The sequence below is a fragment of the uncultured Cyclobacterium sp. genome, assembly GCF_963977555.1.
Taxonomy (GTDB): Bacteria; Bacteroidota; Bacteroidia; order Cytophagales; family Cyclobacteriaceae; genus Cyclobacterium.
The window spans coordinates 143,713-169,136 of sequence record NZ_CAXBPD010000006.1 but is presented as its reverse complement, the minus strand read 5'-3'; the positions used below and the strand labels follow the sequence as shown (position 1 = coordinate 169,136).

Here is a 25,424-nt window from a genome sequence, read left to right as displayed (position 1 = left end):
TGAAAGAAAGGATTGTTATTCTTTTAATATATTTGTAGAAACACTGAAGCAGATTATGGCTAAATATTTAAAGTACACCAAAAACTTCTACTTCGTTTTTACCGTTTTATTCGTTATGTGGATGGTATTCATTGATAGCAATGATATTGTCAGTCATTTCAAACTTCGTTCAAAATTAAATGAGCTTGAAAAGCAAAAGGAGTTTTATCAAGAACGAAAAGAGAAAATTAAAGTTGAGCGAGAGGAATTGCTTAGCAATTTTGAGCTGTTGGAAAAATTTGCTCGAGAACGGTATTTAATGAAAAGAAAAACGGAAGACCTTTATGTTATTATGGAAGAGTAAATCAGTAGGCATAACGTTGTTCGCTGTTGTTTTTATTTGTTTTTTTAATGGTGAGGTGAATGCTCAAAGGGTTATTTATGAAGAGGATAATCCTTCATTAACTGAACGTTTGTATTATGGGGGTAACTTTAGTCTCCAATTAGGTAATATTACCTATATTGATGCTTCACCATTGGTTGGTGCCATGATTACGGACAAATATTCAGCAGGCGTTGGTGCAACCTACCAATATTATAACAATAAATATTATGTTGATGGAGCTTCCCATGTCTATGGTGGCCGCATTTTTAACAGATACAATGTGTTCCGTCAAATTTTTGTTCATGCTGAATATGAAGCCTTGAATTTGGAGGTGCCATATACCTTGGCCAACAACGAGATTTCCTTTTCTAGGGAGTGGGTCCCAGGTTTATTTGCAGGAGCAGGCTACTTTGTTCCTTTCGGAGACAGGGGAGGAATGAACTTTATGGCTTTGTATAATTTCAGTTATGACAGTAAAAGGTCAAATTATAATGAACCATATGTTTTGCGAGTCGGTTTTGTATTCTAAAGTAATTAATTGCGTATGGATGGATTCTTAAACCGATTGCAAAAAGCCCACAACTTATGTCCAGGATGCCCTTCTCCGAAGGTGATCAATAGTTTTTTTGATGATATTTTGGGGATTTTGTTTCCAGAGCATTCGAGTAAGGCATTAAAGGATTTGGGAAGTTTGGAAATGAAATTTTCCGATCTAAGGTTACAATTACGTGAAATCCTTAAACTTAATGTGGCACTTCATCAAGCCAATGGAGAAGCTTTGGCGGATGCGTTTTTTGAGAAATTGGAAGATGAGGTTTATAATAAGCTTCATGAAGACATCGATGCCATGTACAAAGGCGATCCTGCAGCCAAGTCCAAAACTGAGATCATTCGTTGTTACCCTGGTTTTTATGCCATTTCTGCTTATCGTGTAGCTCATTTATTGCATCGATTAGGGATTTCTTTGATACCAAGGATGATTACTGAATATGCACACAGTAAAACTGGTGTTGATATGCATCCAGGAGCCGTTATCGGTAGGTTCTTTTGCATTGATCATGCTACAGGCATAGTCATTGGCGAAACCACAGTCGTTGGTGATAGGGTAAAGATTTATCAGGGGGTTACTCTTGGAGCTCTAAGTGTCAATAAAGAGGATGCTGACAAGAAAAGACACCCTACCATTGAAGATAATGTAGTGCTTTATGCAGGTGCTACTATTTTGGGTGGAGATACCGTTATAGGTAAAGGAAGCGTGGTAGGCGGAAATGTTTGGTTGACAAAAAGTATACCCGCAAAGAGTAAAATATATTACCAAACCAAAATGTTAGACGGTGCTTCCAACCTAACTGATTTTTATGTGCTCAAAAGCGAGGCCTGATAAATACAATTATGAAGTTATTTGAATTAATAGGAAATACCCCTTTAATTGAACTTGAAAATATTCCTGTAAATCCCAATGTTAAAATTTATTGTAAGCTGGAAGGGCAGAATCCCGGCGGGTCTGTTAAAGATCGCGCGGCTTACCATATGATTCAATCAGCATTAGACAGAGGAGATATTAAGAGAGGAGACAAGTTGGTCGAAGCAACTTCAGGAAATACTGGTATTGCACTTGCCATGGTTGCCAATCTTTTAGGCGTGGAAATGACATTGATAATGCCTGATAATGCTACGAGAGAGCGGGTTTTGTCTATGGAAGCTTATGGGGCAAAAGTCATCCTTACTCCAGCAGATAAATCGATAGAATACGCCAGAACTTTGGCTGAGGAGATGGCCAACAATCAAGGGTATTTTATGCTCAATCAATTTTCAAATCCCGACAATTATTTAGCCCATTATAAATCTACAGGACCAGAGATTTATGAAGCTACAGCAGGTAAAATAACTCATTTTGTATCCGCTATGGGTACCACTGGCACTATAATGGGAGTGTCACGATACCTAAAAGAACAAAACGAAAACATACAAATCGTAGGTACCCAGCCTACTGAAGGATCAAGTATTCCAGGCATTAGAAGATGGTCACCTGAATTTCTGCCTGTAATATTTGAGCCAGAAAGAGTGGATCAGGTCATAGATGTAAGCCAGGAAGACGCCACACTGATGACTAGAAGGATGGCGAAAGAAGAAGGCATACTTGGAGGTATGAGCAGTGGTGGAGCCTTGTACGCGGCCATTAAGCTTTCTGAAACATTAGAAAGCGGCGTAATTGTATGTATTACCTGTGACCGTGGAGACCGTTACCTAAGTTCTGATCTATTTGGGTAGTTGAAACCCTTTGAAATTCCAGAAGAATTAATCATTCGATTTATTTTTTCATGCTTTCGAAATAATTTTTTGAGCAAATCTGATAGGTAAATTAGTACCTTTTTTATAATCGTTTATTATCGAATTCATGACGCCATAGGTATTTAGTTGGATTTCGTGAAATGCCAGCCTGATTATAGAAATTCTTTCTTATTAGAATAAAATCATTTGATGAAAAGTTATTTTCGGCTTATCTTTTAGCCATGGAAGATTTTCTTAAGATAAAGAAGGCATGTGAGGAAAACACAGCCTTAAGTAAATCCATTTTGGACAGGTTTCTTTTATCCTATGCTACTGAAAAGGATAAATTAGGAAAGGAGGCCGATCAAAAGTTACATGTGTACAAGCACATTATAGAGAAATTTGGTCGCCACTGGTTTGATATGCTTAAATCTCAATACATTATCCACAGGTTAATGAAAGATGGAGGGCTTATCACCAAATATTTAAAACATGCTGCAATTAGCAACTTGGAAGAATCCAAGAGAAACTGGATGGCTTTTCAGTCCGAAAATCCATGGAGATTTACTTTTTCGGAAGTAAAGAGTCAACCAGAAAAAGATTTCTATCAAATGGAAGATGTTTTTTCAGGTGAAAATTATCTGCTGTATTCTCCATCTATAAAAGACATTGTAAGCAGGGATGGAGAAAAAGAACTTTGGTTTAACCTGATTGGCTATAACGGAGAATGTTGGCAAACTTATGGCCCCTTGTCAGGTTATGCTAGTTTTAGTCCCGATGATATTTTCTTTTTTGCAACTGAACTCAATCATTTGATTGAAGATGAAGTTGCACTGATCAAGGATGTCGATGACAATCCAACGCCATATATGATGTTATTTGCAGGGTCAACACAGCCTTCAGTGGTTCATGAAGGGGAACGTTTGGTAATGGTTATAACTGAAAGAAAAGCAACTGTTCCCAATGTTCAGGAAATGGAAGGAGATTTCAATGTGAGCTATACAGGTGGTGTTTACCGACTTGGACTCAAAGAATTGGAGCTGTCTCCCCATTTTGCAGTAGCCTATTACAATGAAAAGGATCAGACAATGCAGGCCACTGCGCTGACGGAGAAGGGTTACGAGTCATTGATAGATGCTCTGGCTAAATTTGGGGTAAAGCTGAATAAGAACGCAGATATTTATTTGGGACCTTCTATGCACCTTACTGCTCAAGAGATATTAAAGCGAGATATTGAGCTCATGCCTCTCGAGCTTATGTTTGAGCAAGAAAATGAGGAAGAAATGGATGAAGAACTAAGGAAACTTGACCAATTGGCAGGATTAGCAATAGCTGCATTAACGGCTGAAAAGGAACCTGATCTGGAAGCTTTGGCCGCAGAGGTCGGGATTAACTTAGAGAATAACAGGCAAGTAATTGAGAAAATAATTAATGATTTGAAAGATAAAGTAAGCAAATAAAGTATACTATTTTAGTATTTTGGTCAAAGAAGGGCTTGAAACAATAATTTTGTTTCAGGCCTTTTCCATTTTAATCCATGCACGGCTATATTCCTTTTATCAAAGGATTTGCCTTTCCCTGGCTATATATTAGGGACCTATGCAATAATTTAATATTGGGGAGATTAATGTAAATCAATTAAGTGTTTTTTGGAAAAGTGCGATAGGTTATCAGGTCTTTCTCAGGAAAATTTTTCTCACACAACTGAATTATTATCGGCTAGATTGGCTAAAATCAATTTTCCCTTCTCCCTATTTTAGGTCAATCTATTACCTGCCTAGTATTGATTCAATGAGAAACCCCACTAATTATTTGATAGAGATTAAGTGTTTTTGAGTTAAAAGAATAATATTTAGTCAGTCAATTCTTATATTACAGTTTAAACCTAAATTCCCGTCAAATGAAAAATAGAAGAGCATTTTTAATAAAGTCCGTTTTAGGAACTGCAGGCCTGGCGTTGGCTTCAACTTCGTTAATAAAAGGAGCCCCTGCTATAATCAAAAATTATAATAAGCCCAATTCGAAAATTAACGGCGTTCAAATAGGGTGTATTACCTATTCCTTCCGATCTATGGCAGATCAAAGCGCAGAGGCAACATTGAAATATGTTACCGACAGTGGGATTAGTGCCATAGAACTAATGGGTGGACCTGCCGAGTCTTTTGCAGGTATTCCCGAATCTACTATGGACAAGGGGAGGCTCAATCAGTTAGGGCGCAAAAAGCGTGATGGGGGACAACTCTCTGCTGATGAAGCCAAGGAATTCGCTGAACTGCAAAAAGAAGCAAATGCTTATTCCGATACAGTAGCGAATTGGCGTGCGAAAACAGATTTTAAAAAATTCGAGAAGTTTAGAAAGATGTACAAGGATGCTGGTGTGAGCATTTATGCTTTCAAGCCTAGTGCTTTTGGAAGAGACAATACCGATGCGGAAATTGCTTACGGCATGAAAGCAGCAAGAGCCTTGGGAGCTACGCATGTTACATTAGAACATCCTGGTGATGATGCACGTACCTTGAAATTGGGCAAGTTGGGTGAGGAAAATAAAATGTCTGTAGGATATCATGGACATACTCAGCAGACCCCTACATTCTGGGATACTGCCTTGGCACAAAGCCCCAGAAATGTTTTGAATTTAGATGCCGGGCATTATATCGCTGCTGGGTATACGGACATTATGGAGCTGCTTCAGAAGCATCATAAGCGTGTCTTCAGTATGCATACCAAAGACCGTCAAACGCTCGCAAATGGGCAAAATAATCTTCCTTGGGGTGAAGGGGATACTCCTATCGTTGAATTATTGAGCGAAATCCAAAGCAGAAAGTATAAATTCCCTGCTACTATTGAGCTTGAATACAAAGTGCCAGAAGGATCTGATGCTGTAAAAGAAGTTCAAAATTGTCTAGAATACTGTAGAAGATCTCTAGCTTAGCGTAATATGAGGTGGAGAATTAGTGTTTGTACATAGATTCTCCATCTTTTACATTGGTTGTTAAAGTTAAATCTCATCAATTATGAAATTAGGTGCATTCTCAGTCAGTCTTGCTGTAAAAAGCTTAAAAGAATCCAAAGAATTTTATGAAAAGTTAGGCTTTTCAAAATTTGGAGGGTCCGAGGAAAATCATTACATCATAATGAAAAATGGGGATACGTTAATTGGCCTTTTTGAAGGAATGTTTGAAGGGAATATTTTGACCTTTAATCCGGGATGGGATACTGATGCAAATGTGTTGGAGGATTATCAGGATGTTAGAGAAATTCAAGAAGAGCTTAAAGAACAAGGTCTAACTCTTGATAAGGAAGCTAAAGAAAACAGTAAGGGTCCTGAAAGCATTATGGTCAAAGATCCCGATGGAAATGTTATTCTGATCGATCAACACGCATCATAATACTAATGAGAGGAGGTTTATAGATCAATTAATTTTCTGTATTTAACCTCCTTCTTTTAGCTTTTTAATCATTGAAGTAAGCAAAACTTCTAACCTGTCAGAAAGTACCTTTGGTTGTATGACATTAATAATATCTGCCATTGAGATGATCCATCGAGCAAAATACTCTAAAGAGCCTACCATGAAAGTAAGTTGCACTTTCTGTCCTGCATCTTCCTGTAATACAAAGCCATGATTGTATTTATGGGTTTCAATGTACTTGACATAGGAAGGTTCCATTTGTATTACTATTTTCGTCAACTCATGTCCTTCTTCCATTTTTTTCAAATAGGCTTTTAATGTGGGATGATTGGTATTGAAAATAGCTTCCCCTTTTTCTAGATTTCTGATTCTATCTATCCTAAAAGTTCTATAATCTTCCCGGAGTTTGCAATAGGCGATTAAATACCAGTTTCCTTTTGAATAGTACATACCGATGGGTTCTACAGCCCTACTGGTATTTTCCTCTTTTAGAAAGCTGGTGTAGTTAAATTGTAAAACGCTGTTGTCAGCCAAGCCTGATAAAATTCCTTGAATCACCTGCTCATTTCTACCAGAGTCGTCCATGTCCTTGCTGTAAAAAGCAACCTGTTGATCCAGGTGATCTAATGCGGATTTTTGACGGTCTTTTAGTACGGATTTAATTTTGATCAGTGCCGATTTAAACCTTTCACTTATTTCTCTATCTGTAAATTGTTCAATTACCTTTTCTGCCAATAATAAAGAATAGGCTTCTTTTTCATCAAACATGACAGGCGGTAGTCTATATCCTTCTACCAAAGCATACCCTTTGCCCGTCTCACCAGTTAATGGGACGCCGGCTTCTTCCAATGCTCTGACATCTCTATAAACAGTCCTAAGGCTTATGTCAAATCTTTTAGCGATTTCTTCTGCTGTAATGTGCCTTTTGCTCTGCAATTGGGTGAGTATGGCGGTAAGTCGGTTTAATCTATTCATGGAGGATTCAGGTCAATTAAAACTAATGAAATTTTCACACTTAAAAAACATTTAACCATCTGCTGTTTTTTTTCAAACCTACTGACATAGGGCTGTCACTAGCGTTGACTAAGTTTGTCATATATAATCATTATTTACTTATAAAAACTTCTATCATGGAAACCAATGAACTTCAAATGATCATTTCACAAGAGCAACTATTAAAGCACTGGCAAGGACACCGAGGGCTTACGCGTCGAGTAATTGAGGCATTTCCTGAAGAGCAGCTTTTTCATTTTACTTTGGGCGAAATGCGTCCTTTTGGAGAGATGGCCCAGGAATTAATAGGGATAGCAGGCCCTGGAATCAAAGGCCTTGTAACTAGAGAATGGGAACCGCTGAATGAGGATCATGCTATAGAGGAAAGCAAAGAAAAGTTATTGGAATTATGGGATAAGGCTACAATTGAAATAGACCATTGGTTTCCACAACTTTCTACTGAAGATTTTCAGGATACCGTAAAAGCTTTTGGCCAGTATGAAAACAAAGTTTATTGTTCTTTGATGTACTTTATTGATAATGAAATACACCACAGAGGTCAAGGGTATGTATACCTGCGGGCATTAGGGATAGTTCCACCTAATTTTTGGGAACACTAGGAGGTTGGGACCTAACGAAGGGGTAGCGATCATTAAGTAATAGGACATAAAAAAAGCCCGAAGCGATTATTGCTTCGGGCTTTCCTTTTAACCATTTATCCAGTTAGCGACATCTTCCTTACTGGGGTTGGGTACTTCCAGCTTCAATTTTTTCTTTTTACCACAAACATCATTGAAAAGTTTATTAGGGTTCAGTCCTTTAAGTTGTTCAATGGTATGAATGTTAAGTTCCCTGATAGCTGGTACAAGCCCAGGATGAATACCTAATCCTATAAATTCCTCATCTGTAGCAACTTTTATTTTCTTCTCCGGCTTCATTTGCGGAAAGAATAAAACTTCTTGGATGGTGCTTTGATTGGTAAGCATCATGCTAAGCCTGTCTATACCTATGCCCAATCCAGAAGTAGGAGGCATACCATATTCGAGAGACCGAAGAAAATCTTCATCCATGGCCATGGCTTCGTCATCACCTCTTTGAGCTAGTTTGAGTTGGTCTTCAAATCGCTCTCTTTGGTCAATAGGGTCATTTAGCTCTGTATAGGCATTGGCGATTTCTTTACCATTGACAAACAATTCAAATCTTTCCACTAATCCAGGTTTGGATCGATGCTTCTTTGCAAGCGGGGTCATTTCTATCGGATAGTCTGTAATATAGGTTGGCTGGATCAAGTGTTCTTCTACCTTTTCTCCAAAGATCTCATCGACCAATTTACCCTTACCCATACTGTCGTCTACCTCTATCCCCAAGTCCTTGCAGACTTCTCTTAAGCCTTTTTCATCCATTTGGCTGACATCTATGCCTGTATACTCTTGGATGGATTCAAACATGGACAAACGCCGGTAGGGACCTTCAAATTCAATCACCTTATCGCCAACTTTTGCTTGAGTAGTTCCCAAGACTTTGGTTGCAATCTGTGAAATTAGTTTTTCAACCATTTCCATCATCCAGATATAATCCTTGTAGGCGACATAAATTTCCATAGAAGTGAACTCAGGATTATGTGTTCTGTCCATACCTTCGTTACGAAACATTTTACCTATTTCATAGACGCCCTCAAAACCTCCTACGATCAAACGCTTTAAATAAAGCTCATTGGCTATTCTTAAAAATAAAGGAGTGTCCAATGCATTGTGGTGTGTTTCAAATGGCTTCGCTGCCGCACCTCCATGCACCTGTTGTAATATAGGCGTCTCCACTTCCATCCAGCCATGGTCATCAAAATACCTTCTCATGGTGGAAATAATTTTAGACCGAGTGACAAAGGTTTCTTTTACCTCGGGATTTACGATAAGGTCAACATAACGTTGCCTGTATCTTAGCTCTGGATCTTTAAACCCATCAAAAACATTCCCTTCATCGTCTCTTTTGACTATAGGTAGTGGCTTTACTGATTTAGCCAATAAGATGAATTCCTGAACATGCAAAGAGATTTCACCAGTCTGGGTGGTGAAAATAAAACCTTTAAGTCCAATGAAATCTCCTATTCCCAGTAGCTTTTTAAATACTGTATTGTAAAGGGTTTTATCTTCATCAGGACAAAGTTCATCTCTTTTGACATAGATCTGAAGCCTGCCAGTACTGTCTTGTATTTCTGCAAAGCTGGCAGAACCCATGATCCTTCTGGTCATAAGTCTTCCTGCGATGGTTATTGCTTTATAATCGTTTTTACGATTCTCGTAATTTTGATGAATGTCTGCCGCTGTGGCATTTATTGGGTAAGAAAGGGCTGGGTATGGATCAATTCCTAAATTAATTAATGCCTCCCGGTCTTTTCTTCTTTCTATCTCCTGTTCGTTCAGTAATTGCATGTATAATGTCAGTTATGCTATTTTTAGATTTTTTCTTCTGAAGATCTCCTTTTTGACCAGAATTTGTTCCCTACTGATCTGTCCAGAAATCCCTGAATTTTCTTTAATCCTTCTCCCAAGGTAAGGAAGCACCTCTCTTACTGGGCCATAGGGAAGGTACTTGGCTACATTAAAGCCTGCCTTGGCCAAGTTGAAACTTATGTGGTCACCCATCCCATATAGCTGGGAGAAGTAAAATCTCACGTCTGATCTTTCAAAGCCATGCAAGTCAATTAATTCGGCAAGTTTTTTGTTGCTTAATTCATTGTGAGAGCCACTGACTAGAGAAATCTGCTGAATATTTTTGACACAAAAGTTCAGGGCATTATTGTAGGCATTGTCTGTAGCTTCTTTTGTTGAGTGGATGGGGTCTGTATAACCCATTCTTCTGGCATTTTTTCTTTCTTTTTCCATATAAGCACCCCTGACCAACTTAGCCCCTAAGTAAAAGCCACCTGTTACTGCTTTTTTGTGGGCATCTTTTAACCTTTCTTCCATGTTCGTCCGGTACATCTGGAAGGTGTTATATAATATAGCTTCTTTCTTGTTATATAATTTCATGGCTTCAAGCATCCAGCTATCTGTTATGTCCTGAAACCAGCTTTCCTCACCATCCACCATGAGCTTTACACCTGAATTTGCTGCGGCCTTACATAATAAAAAGAACCTTGCTCTGGCGGCGTCAAATTGCTTCTCTTCTTCTGGAAAGAGGATGCCATTAGTTTGAACCTTGGCCATTATTGAAGTAGAAGCAATTCCTGATACCTTAAAGACTGCAAAGGGCAAAAGAGGGTTTTTACCAGTTTTTTGGATTGTATTTAGGATTTCCATCATCGTAGCCTCAAAGATGTTTTCCTCCTCTTTTCCTTCTACTGAATAATCTAAAATCGAACTAACCCCATAGCTACCAAGTTTATTAATGGTTTTTTGACATGTTTCAAAACTTTCGCCACCGCAGAATTGCTTAAAAACAGTTCGTTTTAAAGGTTCTTTGACAGATAACCCGAATTGAAAAAAGGTTTTAGTTAAGAAAACCCCAGTCATTACTAAAAAAGGGTAATTCATTAATCTATAAAGCTTTTGCATTCTTTTCAGATCAGTAATCTTAAGATGGGCAAAGGCTATTTTTAGATTGTCAAAGGAAAATTCAGGTTTTATTCTCATTTTCAGTGGACAAAGATATCAAAAAAACAACTAATGACAGGGCTAAAGGTTTGATTTTATCACCAAAATAGAGATTTCACCTGTTTGATTTCATTTAAGAATGCCTAATTTTAAAAATATTAATAGTAACCCCAAATATACGAGGTATGCTGCCTATTTTGAAAATTAAGCCTAAGAAAAAAAGCATTGTTTATTTAAAGTTTGTTTTTAAATACAATAATGTTTTGAAAAACATTCCGATTAAAAGATTAATCAGTAGTTTATTTTTGCTTTCCATTTTGCTCTATGTTCAAGATTCCATAGCCCAGGCTGAAAAAATCATTCTTGACACTGATATGGGGTCCGATTGTGATGATGTAGGAGCCATGGCAGTTTTGCACCATTTTGCAGACCAAGGAAAAGTGGAGATTCTTGGAGTGATTTATAGTTCTGGAAAAGTCCCTTATGGAGTGGGTATAATTGATGCCATAAACGTTTACTATGGTAGACCAGAAATACTGATAGGAGCCAGTCATGACCTGAGTTTTGGAGACCCAAAAGATAAAATGCATTCAGAGAAGCTCGCCAAAGACACCATTGCTTATAAAAACAGATTGATTCATAATCTTGACGCCATGGAGCAAACGGCTCTAAATCGACAACTCCTGATACAGGCTCCTGACAATTCAATTACCTATATTACTATAGGTCATACCAAAGGTTTGTATGAGTTAATTAAGTCGTCCCCAGGTAGTGATTCCCCATTGACTGGTTTGGAATTAGTAAGTCGAAAAGTAAAAAGATGGGTGGCCCTTGGTGCATTAGGGGCATCCAATGAGGAAGGTTTAGGGGTGAAAGATTGGAATTTTTTCAGAAACAACACGGCTACCTATACCCATTACCTAATAGATCATTTCCCAAAACCTGCTTATTTTGTGGATGCAGGAGCAAATGTTTTTACTGGAGAATCTCTCGAGGCTTTAAATCCTGGAAACATTCTTAGGACAGCATATAGGGACTGGCTTTGGAACGTGGAACATAAGAAAATTAGGGATCAAAGGCCAAGTTGGGATCTGGCTACTGTATATTTTTCAGTGATGGGTACAGGTGATTTTTTGCAAGAGTTAGGGCCGGGTGCTTTAATCTTTGATCCGGAAGAGGGGAGTCGGTGGGTTTCTAATAGGGTCAATCCTTTGCACCACTTTATATTACAGCGAAAGGATGTTGACAAAGCATTTGCTGTCAAGTTAAATGCCGCAATTAGTGCTAAACCTGAAAATTCCATTGTGAAATGAATAGGCCAAGTAGTTTAATTTTGGGATGTTTGATGTTATTTTCTCCCTTTTTGCTAAAAGGTCAAACACATGATAAAACCGAAGTATTATCGAAAGATCAATTTGAGTTTCTTGAAGGTTTAACAGAAGCGGTACTTGAAGCTTCCAGGATCTATCCAAAACAATTTGTCTCAGATGAATTCGGGGCAAATAATACAGGCGGATTGCTCATAAGGCCAGGAGGAAGAAATGCTTATCCCTCGTTTTGGATTAGGGATTATGCGATGGCCTTGGAAACGGGACTGGTTTCGCTGGAAGAACAAAAGCATATGTTATTACTCACAGCTCATACCCAAGCCAATCAAACCTGGATTACTTCAGGTGGAAGTATGGTACCTGTGGGCGCCATTGCCGACCATATCCGAATAGACGATGGCCTTCCCATTTATTTCCCAGGAACTTATAGTTTTACTGCTCAGGGTACAGATAAATGGGGTAGTCTTCCTCCCTATGGGGATCAGTTTATGTTTGTCCACATGGCGTACATGTATGTGCAAGCGAATGGAGGAATGTCAATTCTGTCGGAAGAAATAAATGGTTTGAATTTAATAGAGAGACTGGCATTGGCTTTTCACGTTCCTCCTTCTGGATTAGAAAATCAGTTGGTAGTTGCCTCTGAAGAATTTAGAGGTGTAGATTTTGGGTTTAGGGATGCAATTGAACTCACTGGTGAGTTACTGTATCCATCACTGCTTAAGTACAAGGCTGCCCTGGAATTATCAGCGCTCTTCTCAATTATGAATAGGCCAGTGCTAACCGATAAATACCAGCGAATAGCAAAGACGATAAAGAAAAACATACCCCTTTTTTTCAGGGATGATAGCGGGTATCTGAAGGCATCAACAGGTTTGAGTGCACAACCAGACGTGTGGGGAACCTCCTTAGCGGTTTACTTGGGCGTTTTAGAGGGTGAAGGACTTGCTGCTGCTAGTAAGGTTTTAACGGAAGCTTATAAAAAGGGCACCATTAGCTACCGTGGAAACATCAGACATGTGCCTACAGATCATGATTTTGATAAAAACAAAGTCTGGGAAAAGTCTTTGGTAGCGAAAAATACTTATCAAAATGGTGCTTATTGGGGTACTCCTACCGGTTGGGTGGCCTATGCTATTCATCAAAGCAGTCCTGAGCTTGCAAAACAATTGGCAACCGAATACATAGATGAGTTAAAAGAAAATGATTTTAGAAAGGGAGCAGCTTTTGGTGCGCCTTATGAATGCTTTGGTAAGGAGGGAGAAACGCAAAATCCCGTTTACCTTACATCAGTAGCGTGCCCCCTTGCCGTTTTTAGGAAAATATTGGGTAAAGAGAGATAAGTGGATGATTCATATAAGGTATGATATAAATGGAGATATTGCGACATTATTCCTATTAGTAGCACTTAAGATTTAGAAAGAGACTGCGCTAAATGCCTCATAATTTGCTATCGATGAGCCGGGCCTCCTGAATAATTAGATTATTCCTACTTAAGATTGATAAGGCAAAGGCCAGCTGTAAGTTGCTGATTTTCTATTTATTGGGTTATTTGATAATCAGTCGTTCGGAATCTGTTGGTTCAATCCATTATAAATTCAAGACTTAATGCGAAATAAAACAATAACTATTTGATTTTTAAAGGGGGATAGGTTACATTTGACGCATGAAAAATTTCGCAGCTACCTACTTTAGCTTCTTTTACTTTTACTTTCGTCCCCAAAGTCGAATCGGAGCTGCGTATTGTCTTGACAAAAAATAAAAAAAGATAAAAAACATAGAAGCCCGATTCGAAAGAGTCGGGCTTTTTTATTTTAATATTTAACCGAGAATACAGAAATGGAAAATCACTTACAAACAAAAGACTGGGGTTTAGGTCTTAACAACGAGCACCTGATTATAGCAGGACCTTGTAGTGCAGAAACTCCTGAGCAAATCGAAAAGGTTTGCGCAGACATGATCACCGCCAATGTTGTCCCTGACGTTTTCAGAGCAGGAATTTGGAAGCCAAGAACAAGACCAGGAAGTTTTGAGGGTATCGGTGAAGAAGGATTGGGTTGGTTGGAAATCGTTAGAGAGAAACTTAATGTTCCAATTACGATAGAAGTAGGGAATGCCTCTCACGTAGAATCAGCGTTAAAACATGGCGTGGATATTCTTTGGATTGGTGCCAGAACAACGGTGAATCCATTTGCTGTTCAGGAAATTGCTGATGCGCTTAAAGGTGTTGATATTCCTGTAATGGTGAAAAACCCAATGAATCCTGATTTGGAACTGTGGAGAGGAGCTTTAGAAAGACTTCAGGTAGTTGGAGTGAATAAACTTGCCGCCATACATAGGGGATTCAGTGATGCTTATGATACTAAGTTCCGTAATAAGCCTAACTGGTCTATGCCTATCCATTTAAAAAGATTATGGAAAGGGATGCAAGTCATCAATGACCCTAGCCATATTGTAGGTAATAGAAAAGGTATATACGAAACATCTCAGCGTGCGATTAATTTCGGACTTGACGGACTGATGATAGAAACACATCATGATCCTGACAATGCATGGAGTGATGCGAAGCAACAAGTAACGCCTCAGCAGCTTAGAGAGATTTTGGATAGAATTGATTTCAAACATCCGGTTCAAAATGAGAATCCTTCAGAAAAATTGCAGGATCTCAGAAACGCTGTTGATCATTTAGACGATCAATTGATGGACCTTCTTGCAGAAAGATTTTCTATAATAGACCAAATTGGCGAGCATAAAAGAGACAATAACCTTATTGTTTTTCAGGCAGATCGCTGGAAGCAAGTAATGGAGACTAGAACTGCTAAAGGTATGGAGAAAAATCTTAGCGAAAAGTTCATGAAGGAGTTACTTTATTGTATCCATGAGGAGTCTGTTAAACGTCAAGAGAAAAAATTGAGAGGAGACGTTTCCGCAAAAAAATCAGTTTGATGTTAAGCCCGTTTTTATTCTTAAATAAGTGCTGAGTATTGTCCCTAAATTTATTTCATAACTGTTTTTAGTATAGGCGTGAAGTGAATTTTGCTTGAAATAGGATTTAATTGTCTACTTATAAGTTCAAAGGATTGGTATTCAGAGATTGGAATTAGTTTGTTAAATAACCTTTTTCCAATTCATTATTTACGGGATAAAAACGGGTTTAATTTTTACCTTTACAAAAAAACAGCTTTTGGAAACAATTATATTTTCTTCCCGAATAGCAGAGGATTTGGTTCGGTTTCTCGATTCAAAAAAGTACTCCAAACTAGGAGTCATTATGGATAGTCATACCATCAAACATTGTTACCCTCTGATCTCAAGTCATCTTCCTGAGCACAGTAGTTTTGCTTTTGAAGCAGGCGAAGTGCATAAAACCTTAGACACTTGCGTCGCTATTTGGGAATGGATGACAGAGAATAGTTTCGACCGAAAGACACTCATCCTGAATATTGGTGGTGGCGTCACAGGTGATATGGGAGGCTTTTGTGCCAGTACCTATAAACGTGGCATACGGTTTATTAATTTACCCACGACTTTGCTTTCTCAGGTTGATGCCAGTGTTGGGGGTAAGCTAGGGATTGACTTTAAGGGTTTCAAAAACCATATAGGTGTATTCAATCAGCCTGAAGGGGTATTGATCAGTGAAGCGTTCTTAGGAACATTACCTGAACCTGAACTGCGTTCCGGATATGCAGAGGTAATAAAGCATGGGTTAATAAGGAATGAAAATTATTTTAACAGTCTTAAGACTGAAAATTGGCAGAATCAATCTTGGAAAGACATTATCTCTGTTTCGGTAGGAATCAAAAGAGAGGTAGTTGAAAAGGATCCAAAGGAAGAGGGCCTCAGAAAAATCCTGAACTTTGGACATACCATAGGACATGCCGTAGAGTCACATTATCTGGATACCCCTTTACATCTTCTCCACGGTGAAGCCATTGCCATAGGAATGGTGACTGAAGGATATCTTTCGCATAAATTTTTACGATTGCCAAAAGAGCAACTTGAGATTATCCAACAAAAACTCTTGACAGTATATGGAAAGGTTCATATCGATGAAAAAGATTTTGAGTCAATAATTGACTTGTGTTTTCAGGACAAGAAGAATGAAGGGAATGTACTTAATTTTTCCTTGTTAAAAAGAATTGGAGAATGCGATTTTAATATTGTGGTAGGAAAAGAAGCCATTATAGAGGCTTTGAAATATTACAATCAATTGGAAAATTGAAAGCTGAACATTGCACCTCAGCCTTATTAAACCTGTAAATTTTAAGCTTTAAATATTTCATGAATACTATTTTACTACCAAAAAAACGGGTGTTTGGTCAAATTCAAATTCCGCTGCCTTCATCCAAAAGTGAAAGCAATAGGGTTTTAATCATCAATGCGCTTACTGAAGGAGGGAATACCCTTTCTAACTTGGCTGAGGCAAGAGATACGCAGACCATGATCCGACTACTTGAAGAGGATCCGGACACTTATGACGTATTGGATGCGGGAACTACTATGCGGTTTCTGACCGCTTATGCTGCGCTAAACAATAGACAAAAAACCATGACGGGAACTCCCCGAATGTGTGAAAGGCCTATAGGTATTTTGGTAGATGCTTTAAAGGAAATAGGAGCTAGTATAAATTACCTGAAGAAAGAAGGGTATCCCCCCTTGACTATAGAGGGGTTTTCTGGTCAAAAAACCAAAGAAATACAAATAAGAGGAGATGTCAGCAGTCAGTACATCTCAGCCTTATTGATGAACGCCCCTTTACTTCCTGAAGGATTAGTACTTAACCTGACCGGTAAAATTGGTTCAAGGACTTACATCACCATGACACTGGAATTAATGAAGGCCTTCGGTGTTGATTATATTTTTGAAGGCAGCCAGATCAGAGTTAAGCCTGGAAAATACCAGCCCACTACTTTTTCAGTAGAGAGCGACTGGTCAGGAGCCAGTTATTGGTTTAGTTTATTGGCATGTGCTGATTCAGGGGAATTGTTCCTTAAAGGTCTTAAAGCAGAAAGCCTACAAGGTGACGCAAAGATCGTTGCTATAATGGACAAGTTGGGAGTGGAGAGCGAATTTACTAGTGATGGAATAATTCTTACGAAAAAAGCGATTAGCGGTTTGGCTTCATTTGACTTTAGCCATTGCCCCGATTTGGCGCAAACAGTTGCCGTCACTTGCGCACTTACCGGACAAACTTCTGATTTCACGGGCTTGGAAAGCTTGCGAATTAAAGAAACAGACCGTATAGATGCATTACAAAAGGAATTGGCGAAAATTGGCGCTTTACTTGAAGAACGCAAAGAAGGTGTTTTTACCCTTGTTCCTGCAACCAATATTCCTGACAGGGTGAGTATTGCCACATATGACGATCACCGAATGGCTATGGCCTTCATGCCATTGATAACCAGAACTAAGCTGGAAATAGAAGATCCTGAGGTAGTGGATAAGTCGTATCCGAGTTTTTGGAAGCATTGTTCCTTATTGGATATTCAGCCAGAATTTATCAATGAATAATCCTTCACAATGTTTTTCCCTCGCTAGCTTGGAGCATTTATGGGTGGGGAAGTTAAGCGTATAAGCTGAATTTAATGTGTAATCCACATAATAGATAGATTTTGGAAAAGAAAATTAAAATAGCAATACAGGGCGTTCTGGGTTCTTTTCATCACCAGGTTGCCCAACAATATTTTGGAGAGAACATTGAAGTGTTTGGTTACAATACTTTTGAAGAAGTTGCCAAAAGTGTAGGGAATGAGGTCGTAGATGTGGCTGTTATGGCCATAGAAAATTCTATTGCAGGTGCTATTTTGCCAAATTATGACATTATCGATCGGTACGAACTTTATATTACCGACGAATACTATTTGCCTATTTCCCACAATTTAATGGCATTGCCAGGTCAACAGTTATCTGATATTACAGAGGCCAGATCTCACCCTATGGCACTGTTGCAATGCAAGGATTTTTTTGCCAGTCACCCGGCTATAAATCCAATAGATGATGTTGATACCGCATATGTTGCTAAGATTATCTCAGAACAAAAAATCAAGGGCCTAGGGGCTGTGGCGAGCATTAAAGCTGCTGAATTCTATGGGTTAGCGTTATTGGCCGAAGACATTCAAACAGTGAAAAACAATTTTACTCGATTTATCATTCTTCAAAAAGGGAAACCTATAAGCTTGCCTTCTCCCACAAAAGCTAGCTTAAAAATTACCATCAAAAATCAAAAAGGAGGTTTGGCCAAATTGCTCACCGTTTTAAGTGACAATGACCTTGATTTAACTAAGATCCAGTCTATTCCAGTAATGAGCAAACCCTGGGAATATTCCTTTTTTATTGATACCCTTATTTCTGATGTTGAGCAATTTAATCAAGCGATGGACTTAATCGCTTCGGATTTTGGGTCCGTTAAGATTTTTGGAACTTATCAAAGTAGAAAATAATGAAAGGTTATTCCGACAGGTTGGGAGAAGTTAAAGAATACTATTTCTCCAAAAAACTCAAAGAGGTACAGAAACTTAGAGAGAGTGGGAAGCCGATAATCAACATGGGAATTGGTAGCCCGGATTTGCCTCCTGACCACAGCGTGATAGAGGCGTTAAAACGCATAGCCGACTCCGATTCAGGACACGGGTACCAATCCTATCAGGGTACTCCTGCATTGAGAAATGCCATTGCAGCATTTTATGATAAGCACTACGGTGTTTCTCTGGATCCTGCTTCAGAAGTATTGCCTTTAATGGGGTCTAAAGAAGGAATCATGCACATTTCCATGGCCTTTCTGAATGAAGAAGATGAGGTTTTGGTTCCCAATCCAGGATATCCTACTTACACCTCGGTGACCAAACTGCTTAATGCCATTCCTGTATATTATTCACTCAATGAGAACGATAGTTGGGAACCGGACTGGAAAGCATTGGCACAAATGGACCTTTCAAAGGTAAAGTTGATGTGGGTCAATTACCCTCACATGCCTACCGGTGCAAAGGGAAGTGAATCATTATTTGCAAGACTAGTGGATTTTGCGAAAACGCATAATATTCTCTTGGTTCATGACAATCCTTATAGCTTTATTTTAAACGATGAGCCAAAAAGCTTGTTGGAAATACCAGGTGCTAAAGACCATGTCCTGGAGTTAAATTCTTTAAGCAAAACTTTTAATATTCCGGGTTGGAGAGTGGGGATGTTGGCTGGAAGAGGTGAATATATTGATGCTGTATTGAGAGTAAAAAGCAATATGGATTCTGGAATGTTTTTGGGGATACAAGAGGGTGCCGTAGCTGCATTAAAACTAGATAGTACCTGGATAAGCTCCATGAATAAAATTTATGCAAGGAGAAAATCGCTTGTATTAAAAATGGCCAAATTATTGCAGCTTGATGTCCTGGAGGATGCAGTAGGTTTATTTGTTTGGGGGAAGGTTCCAGACGGTAAGACAGCCACAGAAATTGTGGATCAATTGCTTTATGAATACGATATTTTCATTACTCCAGGATTAATATTTGGTAGCAAAGGGGCTTCATATGTTCGCTTTTCATTGTGTATAAGTGAAGATAAAATTAATGAAGCCATTAAAAGGTTGGAAAATTACTATACGCCATGAAAAAAATACATATCATAGGGTTAGGTTTGCTGGGTGGTTCTTTCGCCCTTGCCGTGAAGAAAACATATCCTGATTTAGAAATCACTGGATTTGATTCAGACAGTGAAAACATGGAACTTGCTCTGGGCATGCAACTTGTATCCAAAAGTCTAATTGAACCGGACAAGGATACTGATATTGTGATTCTGGCAACACCTGTTGATACATTATTTTCACTCTTAGAAAAGACACTCGATCAGGTCGGTGAGCAAACTTTAGTAATGGACTTTGGCTCAACCAAAGAACAACTTTGTCGCCAAATGAGTCAGCATCCTAAAAGGCAACAGTTTTTAGCAGTCCACCCCATAGCAGGAACTGAAAATTCAGGCCCTAGAGCTGCGCAAGCAGATCTTTTTGATGGGAATGTAATGATCATCTGTGAAATGGAGAAGACAGACGTCCATCTCAAAGGGATGGCCTACGAAATTTTTGATGCCCTAAATCTTAGGTTGCGTTTCATGGATTCAAAAGACCATGATCTTCACTTGGCTTTTGTATCACATCTTTCTCATGCTACTTCCTTTGTTTTGGGGAAGACTGTAATTGATAAAACAGCAGATGAGAGAAATATACTAGACATGGCTGGGAGCGGATTTACATCCACCGTAAGACTTGCGAAAAGCTCTCCAGAAATGTGGGGCCCAATATTTTTAGAAAATAAAAGCAATGTATTGGAAGCTTTTGACAGTTACATTGAACATTTGACTGCCTTCAGAAAAAGAATTGCGGAAGATGATATTGAAGGTTTGAAAGCAGATATGAGAGAAGCCAATAGAATCAGAGATATTCTAGATTTTAAAGAATAATTCGAAAGAATGGTATTAATAGTCCATTAATTGTGGTTTTGTTGTAAATTGGTGAATATGCATTTGACCATCAACTCTGAATTCGCAACATTAAAGGAAGTATTAGTTCACCGTCCTGGGCGTGAGATAGATAGATTGACACCCTACAACAAGCACTTGCTGCTATTTGAGGATGTCCCTTATCTAGAAGAAATGCAGCGGGAGCATGATGTCTTCACTAAACTTATTAGTGAAAAATGTGGTGCTAAAGTTTATTTTTTCGACAAATTATTAGGCGATATTCTTGAAGACAATTCCTTGAGAATTGACTTGATCAGAGAAGCACTTGCTGTCTCAAGATTGGAGCATTTGACAGAAGAATTACTTGGTGTACTCAGCCAGGACCAATGTGTGCAGGCCTTGATAGCAGGCATAAAGGTGCATGAGGTCAGGGGCAGAGTCAGTGCCGCAGCATTGGCAGATCTATTGGACCTTGCATTTTTGATTCCCCCTTGTCCCAATTTGTATTTTCAGCGAGATACAGCTGCCATTTTGCCAGGAGGTATGGTTTTTTCCAGTATGCGCTTGGATCAGCGCCAAAGGGAAGCCAATATGGTGAGGAAAATATTTGAAAATCACTCCCTATTCAAAGATAAAATCCAACAAGTATATCCCATGATTACTCACAATCATACGCCATCCATAGAGGGTGGAGATGTGATAATTCTTTCGGATAATGCTGTGGCGATTGGCTGCTCTGAAAGAACCGATGAAAAAGCTGTGTACCATGTAGCCAAAAACCTTATCGCCGAAGGGAGAATTGACCGTGTTTATGAAATTCATTTGCCCAAAAAAAGAAACTTTATGCACTTGGATACGGTATTTACTATTTTGGATAAAAATAGGGTATTGACTTATCCAGATGCGCTCCAGGCTGTTAAGCATATTTCGGTATATACTAGAAAAGAGGAAGACAGTGAGCAGGTCAATATCAAAAGAACTGTTTTAAAGAAGCCGTTAAGAGAGATACTCAGAATGGAAATCCCGGATTTGGAAATAATTGGTACAGATAAAGTGAACCAAGAATATGCCCTGAGAGAACAATGGTTTGATGGAGCCAACGTGTTCACCATAGCTCCTGGGCAGGTCATCTCCTATAATAGAAACAAACACACCAATCAAGCATTGCGAGAATACGGTATAGAAGTCTTGGAAATGCCTTCTTCAGAACTTTCCAGAGGCTTGGGTGGGCCAAGGTGCATGAGTTTGCCGATTGCCAGGGAAATAATTTCATAAGTAATTCCCAAGCGTTTTTAGTATCTCAGTACCCTTTTAAGGGTTAAAAGCTATCGAAGAAGGACCGTCTTCTGGAAACTTTAAGGTCTCGAAGTATATTTGATTTTACCCGAATATCTATGCTGTAAGAAGTGAATCTGCCGAAAGGCACCCAATTCGCGTTCAACTGCCAGCAGTGTAGGTCCCTTGCAATTCCTACCATGGTTTGGGTGATCGCAGCAGTAGAAAGATCGTAACCACTGGTAAAGTTGATTTTCCACTTGTCCGACAGGCTTAGGTCTCCCGAGATATTGATTGCTTGCGTGACATTTTTGGTTCCCGTGGCAGCTTTGCTGTAACTCAGGTTATAGCTATAAGTCATGTTCCAAGGAATTGACCAGTCAATGTATTGGCTTGGGTCATTGGCTATTCTATTGATTTCATTTTCTACAAAATCATTCATTTGACCACCCTGATTTAGAAAATCATTGGTAAGTTCGTCACGCACTTCACCGGGGGATTGTTCCGTCTTACTTGGATTTATACTTCCATTGATGTTTAGAGAGGCTCTTCTTATGATACCTATTCCTTGTCCTTTTTTCCAAGCAAACTCGTTTACTCTTCGTGTGGTCACCTCTTCACCGTTGGTAAATGTACCTGTAGCATAAGGGTCTAATGTAGTGTTCAGATTGACCGAAAGCTTTTTATCGAATAAGGAGGTCCTGGTACTGAAATTGAATGGTGCAAGGTTAAATGAATCTACTGCAAAATTGTAGTTAGTAGATACATTTAGTGATTGCAGGATCGGTATTTTCTTGGTAGTGGCCTCTGCAGTATCACTTTCTGTTTTAAGTTTGGCTTCCAAGGTATTCCTTATATTAATGCTCAGTGATTTTGACTCTCCTAAAGGTGCACCACCATAAATAAAGCCTTGAAACCTAGATAGACGCCTAAGGGTCCCGCTGGCATCAGTTTGTACCTCTTGGTAATACCCGTATTTCGGGTCAGAAAAATCTGGAGTACTGGTGAAACCAAAAGTAGGCTGCATGTGATGCCTGATTGCTTCTATTTTAGAGCCTTTCTTAAAGGTGTAAAACCCATAAACATTGGTTGAGAGGTTAAAAGAGCTGTTATAATAATTTACTCTACTAAAGCCACTTTCCAGAATTTGATCCAACCGCTCTTCCTGAGGATTATAATAATAATTGATTTTATCCAAGTACCATAATTCGGTGAAATTCATTGAGGCTGTTCCTGTAAAAAATCGGAAAAGGCTAAAGTTTGAAGATATTGGAACAGAATTTTTGAAACCGTTATCAGCATCCCTGAGTAATTGTGGGATATTGGCAATATTAAAAGGGATAACGTTAGGAGTGGAGGTTACTCCTAACTCCTCTAGTTCTTGCTGAAGCCCTGGGTCCACACCCAATTCAGTGGTGATGCGGTTATTGATAGAGTTCTGTGCGTTAAAATTCCACGAAACATTTAAGGTTTTGAGTGGTTCAAAATTCACATTTCTAAACGGATTTTGCCTGTTCATATTGATGGCTACATCCGGCAAGAGCAAATTCACTTCGTCCGTAACCTGGTTCTGAGAATGCCTCAAGTTAGCAGACATGCTAAAAGGAGTACCCGTAAATGTCTTGCTATATGAAATATTAGAAGAGAAATCGGATTGCTGATTTTGCTGGAAATTTCCCTGATTAAGGATATTGTCGTTGTAGGACTTGGTTCCGAAATTAGCGGCAGCAGAAAACCTTGAATTGCCTCGTGACTCGGGTGTGTGGTTCCATCGAAACCAGAAAGCGTTGTATTCCAGAGGAGTCTCAGCTGTTTCTGGACTTTGGAATTTCTGGTAATCAATATTCAATCCTCCTTTGTACCGGTACCTTTTGTTGTAAACTGATGCTGTCTTCATTCCATAGCCCCCTTTGGAATATACTTCACCAGTAACACGGGTGTGCACATAATCGTTGAAGGCAAAATAATAGCCAAAATCCCTTAGGAAGAAGCCTCGGAGTTGTTCTTCTCCATAGGAAGGGAAAATGATTCCGGAAGTTTTTTCCTCAGGAGTATCTGGTATTATACCAAAAGGAAGCCCCAAGGGGGTAGGAATATTATTGAAATACAAATTAAACGGTCCGGAGATGATGTGTTTTCCACGGACAGATTTTATTTTGGAAGAGGAAATGTGCCAGTGTGGTTCTACCAAATCACAGGTGGTATAAAAACCTTTACTCAGGTAAACAGATCCATCATTGTCTTTTTTTACAACGGCTCCTCGGAGTAGGCCTTCATCCTGTTGGGTTACTACATCCGAAATAATGGCCTTTTGACTTTTGAAGTTATAGCGCATCTCCTTGCGGATTTCATAAACACTATTGCCTTCCTTAAACATCGGCGTTCCCTGTGCCACACCAAGACTGTCCTTCAATCCTGAGGCATAGAGTTCATTTTTTTTCCAATCAATTGCGATATAATCTGCATCCAGACGTATATTTCCGTATTCAAACCATGCACCTTTATATAGAAATACTTTATTTTGTGCAAAGTCAGTAATGATACTGTCTTCGGCGTAATAATTGATTGTGGTTTGAATATCACCGTTTGGCTGACTCAGGGTAGAATCCAAATCAGTAGCAGTAATAGTAAGAATGCTATCTGGAAGTACAGGCATTAAAGTATCTAGCCTGACTTCGGGGTTACCCAAGGTATCAGGAGCTGTGAGTTCTAGTTCGGAAGTTCTTTCAGTGCCGGATTCCTGGGCCAGAACAGTATGCCCAAAGAAGCTGAACATACAGATGAAAAGAAATACGGTCTTTATTATCTGCACTAATAATTTATGTTTGCTATAAAAATCATTTAATTTTCAGTAAAGTTAAGGTTATTAACGTTTATGGAACGAACCAAATTGAAAAATATTCTTATAATTTCATTGCTCTTCATCACAACCGTTTTAGTGGGATTTATTCCCCCTGAAGAAAAAAAGGCAGAGTTCAAATTAAGAAGGATAGTAATAGATGCCGGCCATGGCGGTAAGGATCCTGGAACTATAGGTAGGGTATCGAGAGAAAAGGATGTTGCGCTGGCGATTGCGCTCAAGGTAGGTGGGTATATTTCGGAATTGCTTCCTGATGTGGAAGTAATTTATACCCGGAAAACAGATGTTTTTATTGAATTAAAGGAGCGGGCAAATATCGCTAACAGGAACAGAGCGGATTTATTTGTTTCTATACATTGCAATGCCATAGGCTCTACGAGGGCTTACGGTACTGAAACTTACGTAATGGGAAATAAAAACTTCAATGGCAATTTCGAGATAGTAAAACGAGAGAATGCAGTAATCCTGCTAGAGGACGATTATCAGCAAAACTATGAGGGCTTTGACCCCAAGTCACCTGAGTCTTACATGATGTTTAACTTAATGCAAAAAGCCTACTTTGCCAATAGTCTTTCTTTAGCCGGGAAAATTGAGAATGATTTGTCAACGAGAGTAAATAGGCATTCCAGGGGCGTAAAACAAGCCCCTTTCTATGTTTTATGGACAACGAGTATGCCGAGTGTATTAATAGAAACAGGCTTTTTGTCAAATCCGGCAGAAGAAAAATACCTCAATAGTAAAAGTGGACAAACTTATGTTGCTTCTGGGATATTCAGGGCGATCAAGGCCTATAAAGAGGAATTAGAGGCTATATGATGGTTTACTAGTCCTTAAATTTAATGAACGTCTCACTTAAAAATAAAATGACAGTTAATTTATCCCTAAAAA

At 38.9% G+C, this 25,424-nt stretch carries 22 protein-coding genes; 18 read left to right on the top strand and 4 right to left on the bottom strand.

Going from position 1 to position 25,424, the window contains the following annotated elements; genetic code table 11:
- Nucleotides 1-55: 55 nt before the first annotated feature.
- The 7 genes from AAC073_RS09365 (at nt 56) to AAC073_RS09335 (ending at nt 6,024) form a co-directional block, all read left to right on the top strand.
- Nucleotides 56-343: a septum formation initiator family protein gene (locus tag AAC073_RS09365; protein WP_339923593.1), complete on the top strand. Its 288-nt coding sequence runs from the start codon at nt 56-58 to the stop codon at nt 341-343.
- Nucleotides 324-893: a hypothetical protein gene (locus AAC073_RS09360; protein WP_339923592.1), complete on the top strand. Its 570-nt coding sequence runs from the start codon at nt 324-326 to the stop codon at nt 891-893. Before AAC073_RS09365 ends, AAC073_RS09360 begins: the two co-directional genes overlap by 20 nt.
- 15 nt (nt 894-908) lie before the next feature.
- On the top strand, nt 909-1,745 hold the full coding sequence (locus AAC073_RS09355) for a serine acetyltransferase (RefSeq protein WP_339923591.1): 837 nt from the start codon (nt 909-911) through the stop codon (nt 1,743-1,745).
- An 11-nt stretch (nt 1,746-1,756) separates the two neighbouring features.
- A complete protein-coding gene (gene cysM / locus AAC073_RS09350) occupies nt 1,757-2,635 on the top strand; it encodes a cysteine synthase CysM (protein WP_339923590.1) in 879 nt (292 codons plus the stop codon).
- Between the two features lie 242 nt (nt 2,636-2,877).
- Nucleotides 2,878-4,095, top strand: coding sequence for a hypothetical protein (locus tag AAC073_RS09345; RefSeq protein WP_339923589.1), 1,218 nt, complete (start codon nt 2,878-2,880; stop codon nt 4,093-4,095).
- A 440-nt stretch (nt 4,096-4,535) separates the two neighbouring features.
- Nucleotides 4,536-5,567 (top strand): TIM barrel protein, encoded by a 1,032-nt coding sequence (locus AAC073_RS09340; protein ID WP_339923588.1) that lies wholly within the window; start codon nt 4,536-4,538, stop codon nt 5,565-5,567.
- Between the two features lie 82 nt (nt 5,568-5,649).
- Nucleotides 5,650-6,024 carry a VOC family protein gene (locus tag AAC073_RS09335; RefSeq protein WP_339923587.1) on the top strand — a complete coding sequence of 125 codons (375 nt, stop codon included), beginning with the start codon at nt 5,650-5,652 and terminating at the stop codon, nt 6,022-6,024.
- Between the two features lie 42 nt (nt 6,025-6,066).
- Here the strand turns inward: AAC073_RS09335 and AAC073_RS09330 are convergent, their stop codons facing one another.
- Nucleotides 6,067-7,020 (bottom strand): YafY family protein, encoded by a 954-nt coding sequence (locus AAC073_RS09330; RefSeq protein WP_339923586.1) that lies wholly within the window; start codon nt 7,018-7,020, stop codon nt 6,067-6,069.
- 155 nt (nt 7,021-7,175) lie between these two features.
- Between AAC073_RS09330 and AAC073_RS09325 the strand changes: the two genes are divergently transcribed.
- Nucleotides 7,176-7,658 (top strand): DinB family protein, encoded by a 483-nt coding sequence (locus tag AAC073_RS09325; protein WP_339923585.1) that lies wholly within the window; start codon nt 7,176-7,178, stop codon nt 7,656-7,658.
- An 87-nt stretch (nt 7,659-7,745) separates the two neighbouring features.
- On the opposite strand, the gene lysS is transcribed toward AAC073_RS09325, so the two are convergent.
- Nucleotides 7,746-9,467 carry a lysine--tRNA ligase gene (gene lysS / locus AAC073_RS09320; RefSeq protein WP_339923584.1) on the bottom strand — a complete coding sequence of 574 codons (1,722 nt, stop codon included), beginning with the start codon at nt 9,465-9,467 and terminating at the stop codon, nt 7,746-7,748.
- Between the two features lie 12 nt (nt 9,468-9,479).
- Nucleotides 9,480-10,670, bottom strand: a complete 1,191-nt coding sequence (locus AAC073_RS09315; protein ID WP_339923583.1) for a proline dehydrogenase family protein — start codon at nt 10,668-10,670, stop codon at nt 9,480-9,482.
- 224 nt (nt 10,671-10,894) lie between these two features.
- Here AAC073_RS09315 and AAC073_RS09310 point away from each other — a divergent pair, with 224 nt between their 5' ends.
- The 9 genes from AAC073_RS09310 to AAC073_RS09270 all read left to right on the top strand — a co-directional run bounded on the left by AAC073_RS09310 (nt 10,895) and on the right by AAC073_RS09270 (nt 21,676).
- Nucleotides 10,895-11,944: a nucleoside hydrolase gene (locus AAC073_RS09310; protein WP_339923582.1), complete on the top strand. Its 1,050-nt coding sequence runs from the start codon at nt 10,895-10,897 to the stop codon at nt 11,942-11,944.
- Nucleotides 11,941-13,299: a hypothetical protein gene (locus AAC073_RS09305; protein ID WP_339923581.1), complete on the top strand. Its 1,359-nt coding sequence runs from the start codon at nt 11,941-11,943 to the stop codon at nt 13,297-13,299. The genes AAC073_RS09310 and AAC073_RS09305 overlap by 4 nt, the downstream gene beginning before the upstream one ends.
- 496 nt (nt 13,300-13,795) lie before the next feature.
- Entirely contained in the window at nt 13,796-14,902 is a 1,107-nt protein-coding gene (locus AAC073_RS09300; RefSeq protein ID WP_339923580.1) for a chorismate mutase, read from the top strand.
- A gap of 238 nt (nt 14,903-15,140) precedes the next feature.
- Nucleotides 15,141-16,178 (top strand): 3-dehydroquinate synthase, encoded by a 1,038-nt coding sequence (gene aroB / locus AAC073_RS09295; protein ID WP_339923579.1) that lies wholly within the window; start codon nt 15,141-15,143, stop codon nt 16,176-16,178.
- A gap of 59 nt (nt 16,179-16,237) precedes the next feature.
- Nucleotides 16,238-17,467 carry a 3-phosphoshikimate 1-carboxyvinyltransferase gene (locus tag AAC073_RS09290; protein WP_339923578.1) on the top strand — a complete coding sequence of 410 codons (1,230 nt, stop codon included), beginning with the start codon at nt 16,238-16,240 and terminating at the stop codon, nt 17,465-17,467.
- 113 nt (nt 17,468-17,580) lie between these two features.
- On the top strand, nt 17,581-18,396 hold the full coding sequence (locus tag AAC073_RS09285; protein WP_339923707.1) for a prephenate dehydratase: 816 nt from the start codon (nt 17,581-17,583) through the stop codon (nt 18,394-18,396).
- Nucleotides 18,396-19,556: an aminotransferase class I/II-fold pyridoxal phosphate-dependent enzyme gene (locus AAC073_RS09280; protein WP_339923577.1), complete on the top strand. Its 1,161-nt coding sequence runs from the start codon at nt 18,396-18,398 to the stop codon at nt 19,554-19,556. Before AAC073_RS09285 ends, AAC073_RS09280 begins: the two co-directional genes overlap by 1 nt.
- Nucleotides 19,553-20,401 (top strand): prephenate dehydrogenase, encoded by an 849-nt coding sequence (locus AAC073_RS09275; protein WP_339923576.1) that lies wholly within the window; start codon nt 19,553-19,555, stop codon nt 20,399-20,401. The genes AAC073_RS09280 and AAC073_RS09275 overlap by 4 nt, the downstream gene beginning before the upstream one ends.
- Before the next feature lie 57 nt (nt 20,402-20,458).
- The gene (locus AAC073_RS09270; RefSeq protein WP_339923575.1) at nt 20,459-21,676 is read left to right on the top strand and encodes an arginine deiminase family protein; all 1,218 of its coding nucleotides are present in this window, start codon (nt 20,459-20,461) and stop codon (nt 21,674-21,676) included.
- Nucleotides 21,677-21,719: 43 nt separating this feature from the next.
- On the opposite strand, the gene AAC073_RS09265 is transcribed toward AAC073_RS09270, so the two are convergent.
- Nucleotides 21,720-24,452, bottom strand: coding sequence for a putative LPS assembly protein LptD (locus tag AAC073_RS09265; RefSeq protein ID WP_339923706.1), 2,733 nt, complete (start codon nt 24,450-24,452; stop codon nt 21,720-21,722).
- Between the two features lie 99 nt (nt 24,453-24,551).
- On the opposite strand from AAC073_RS09265, the gene AAC073_RS09260 reads away from it, so the two are divergent.
- A complete protein-coding gene (locus AAC073_RS09260) occupies nt 24,552-25,352 on the top strand; it encodes an N-acetylmuramoyl-L-alanine amidase (RefSeq protein ID WP_339923574.1) in 801 nt (266 codons plus the stop codon).
- Nucleotides 25,353-25,424: the final 72 nt, after the last annotated feature.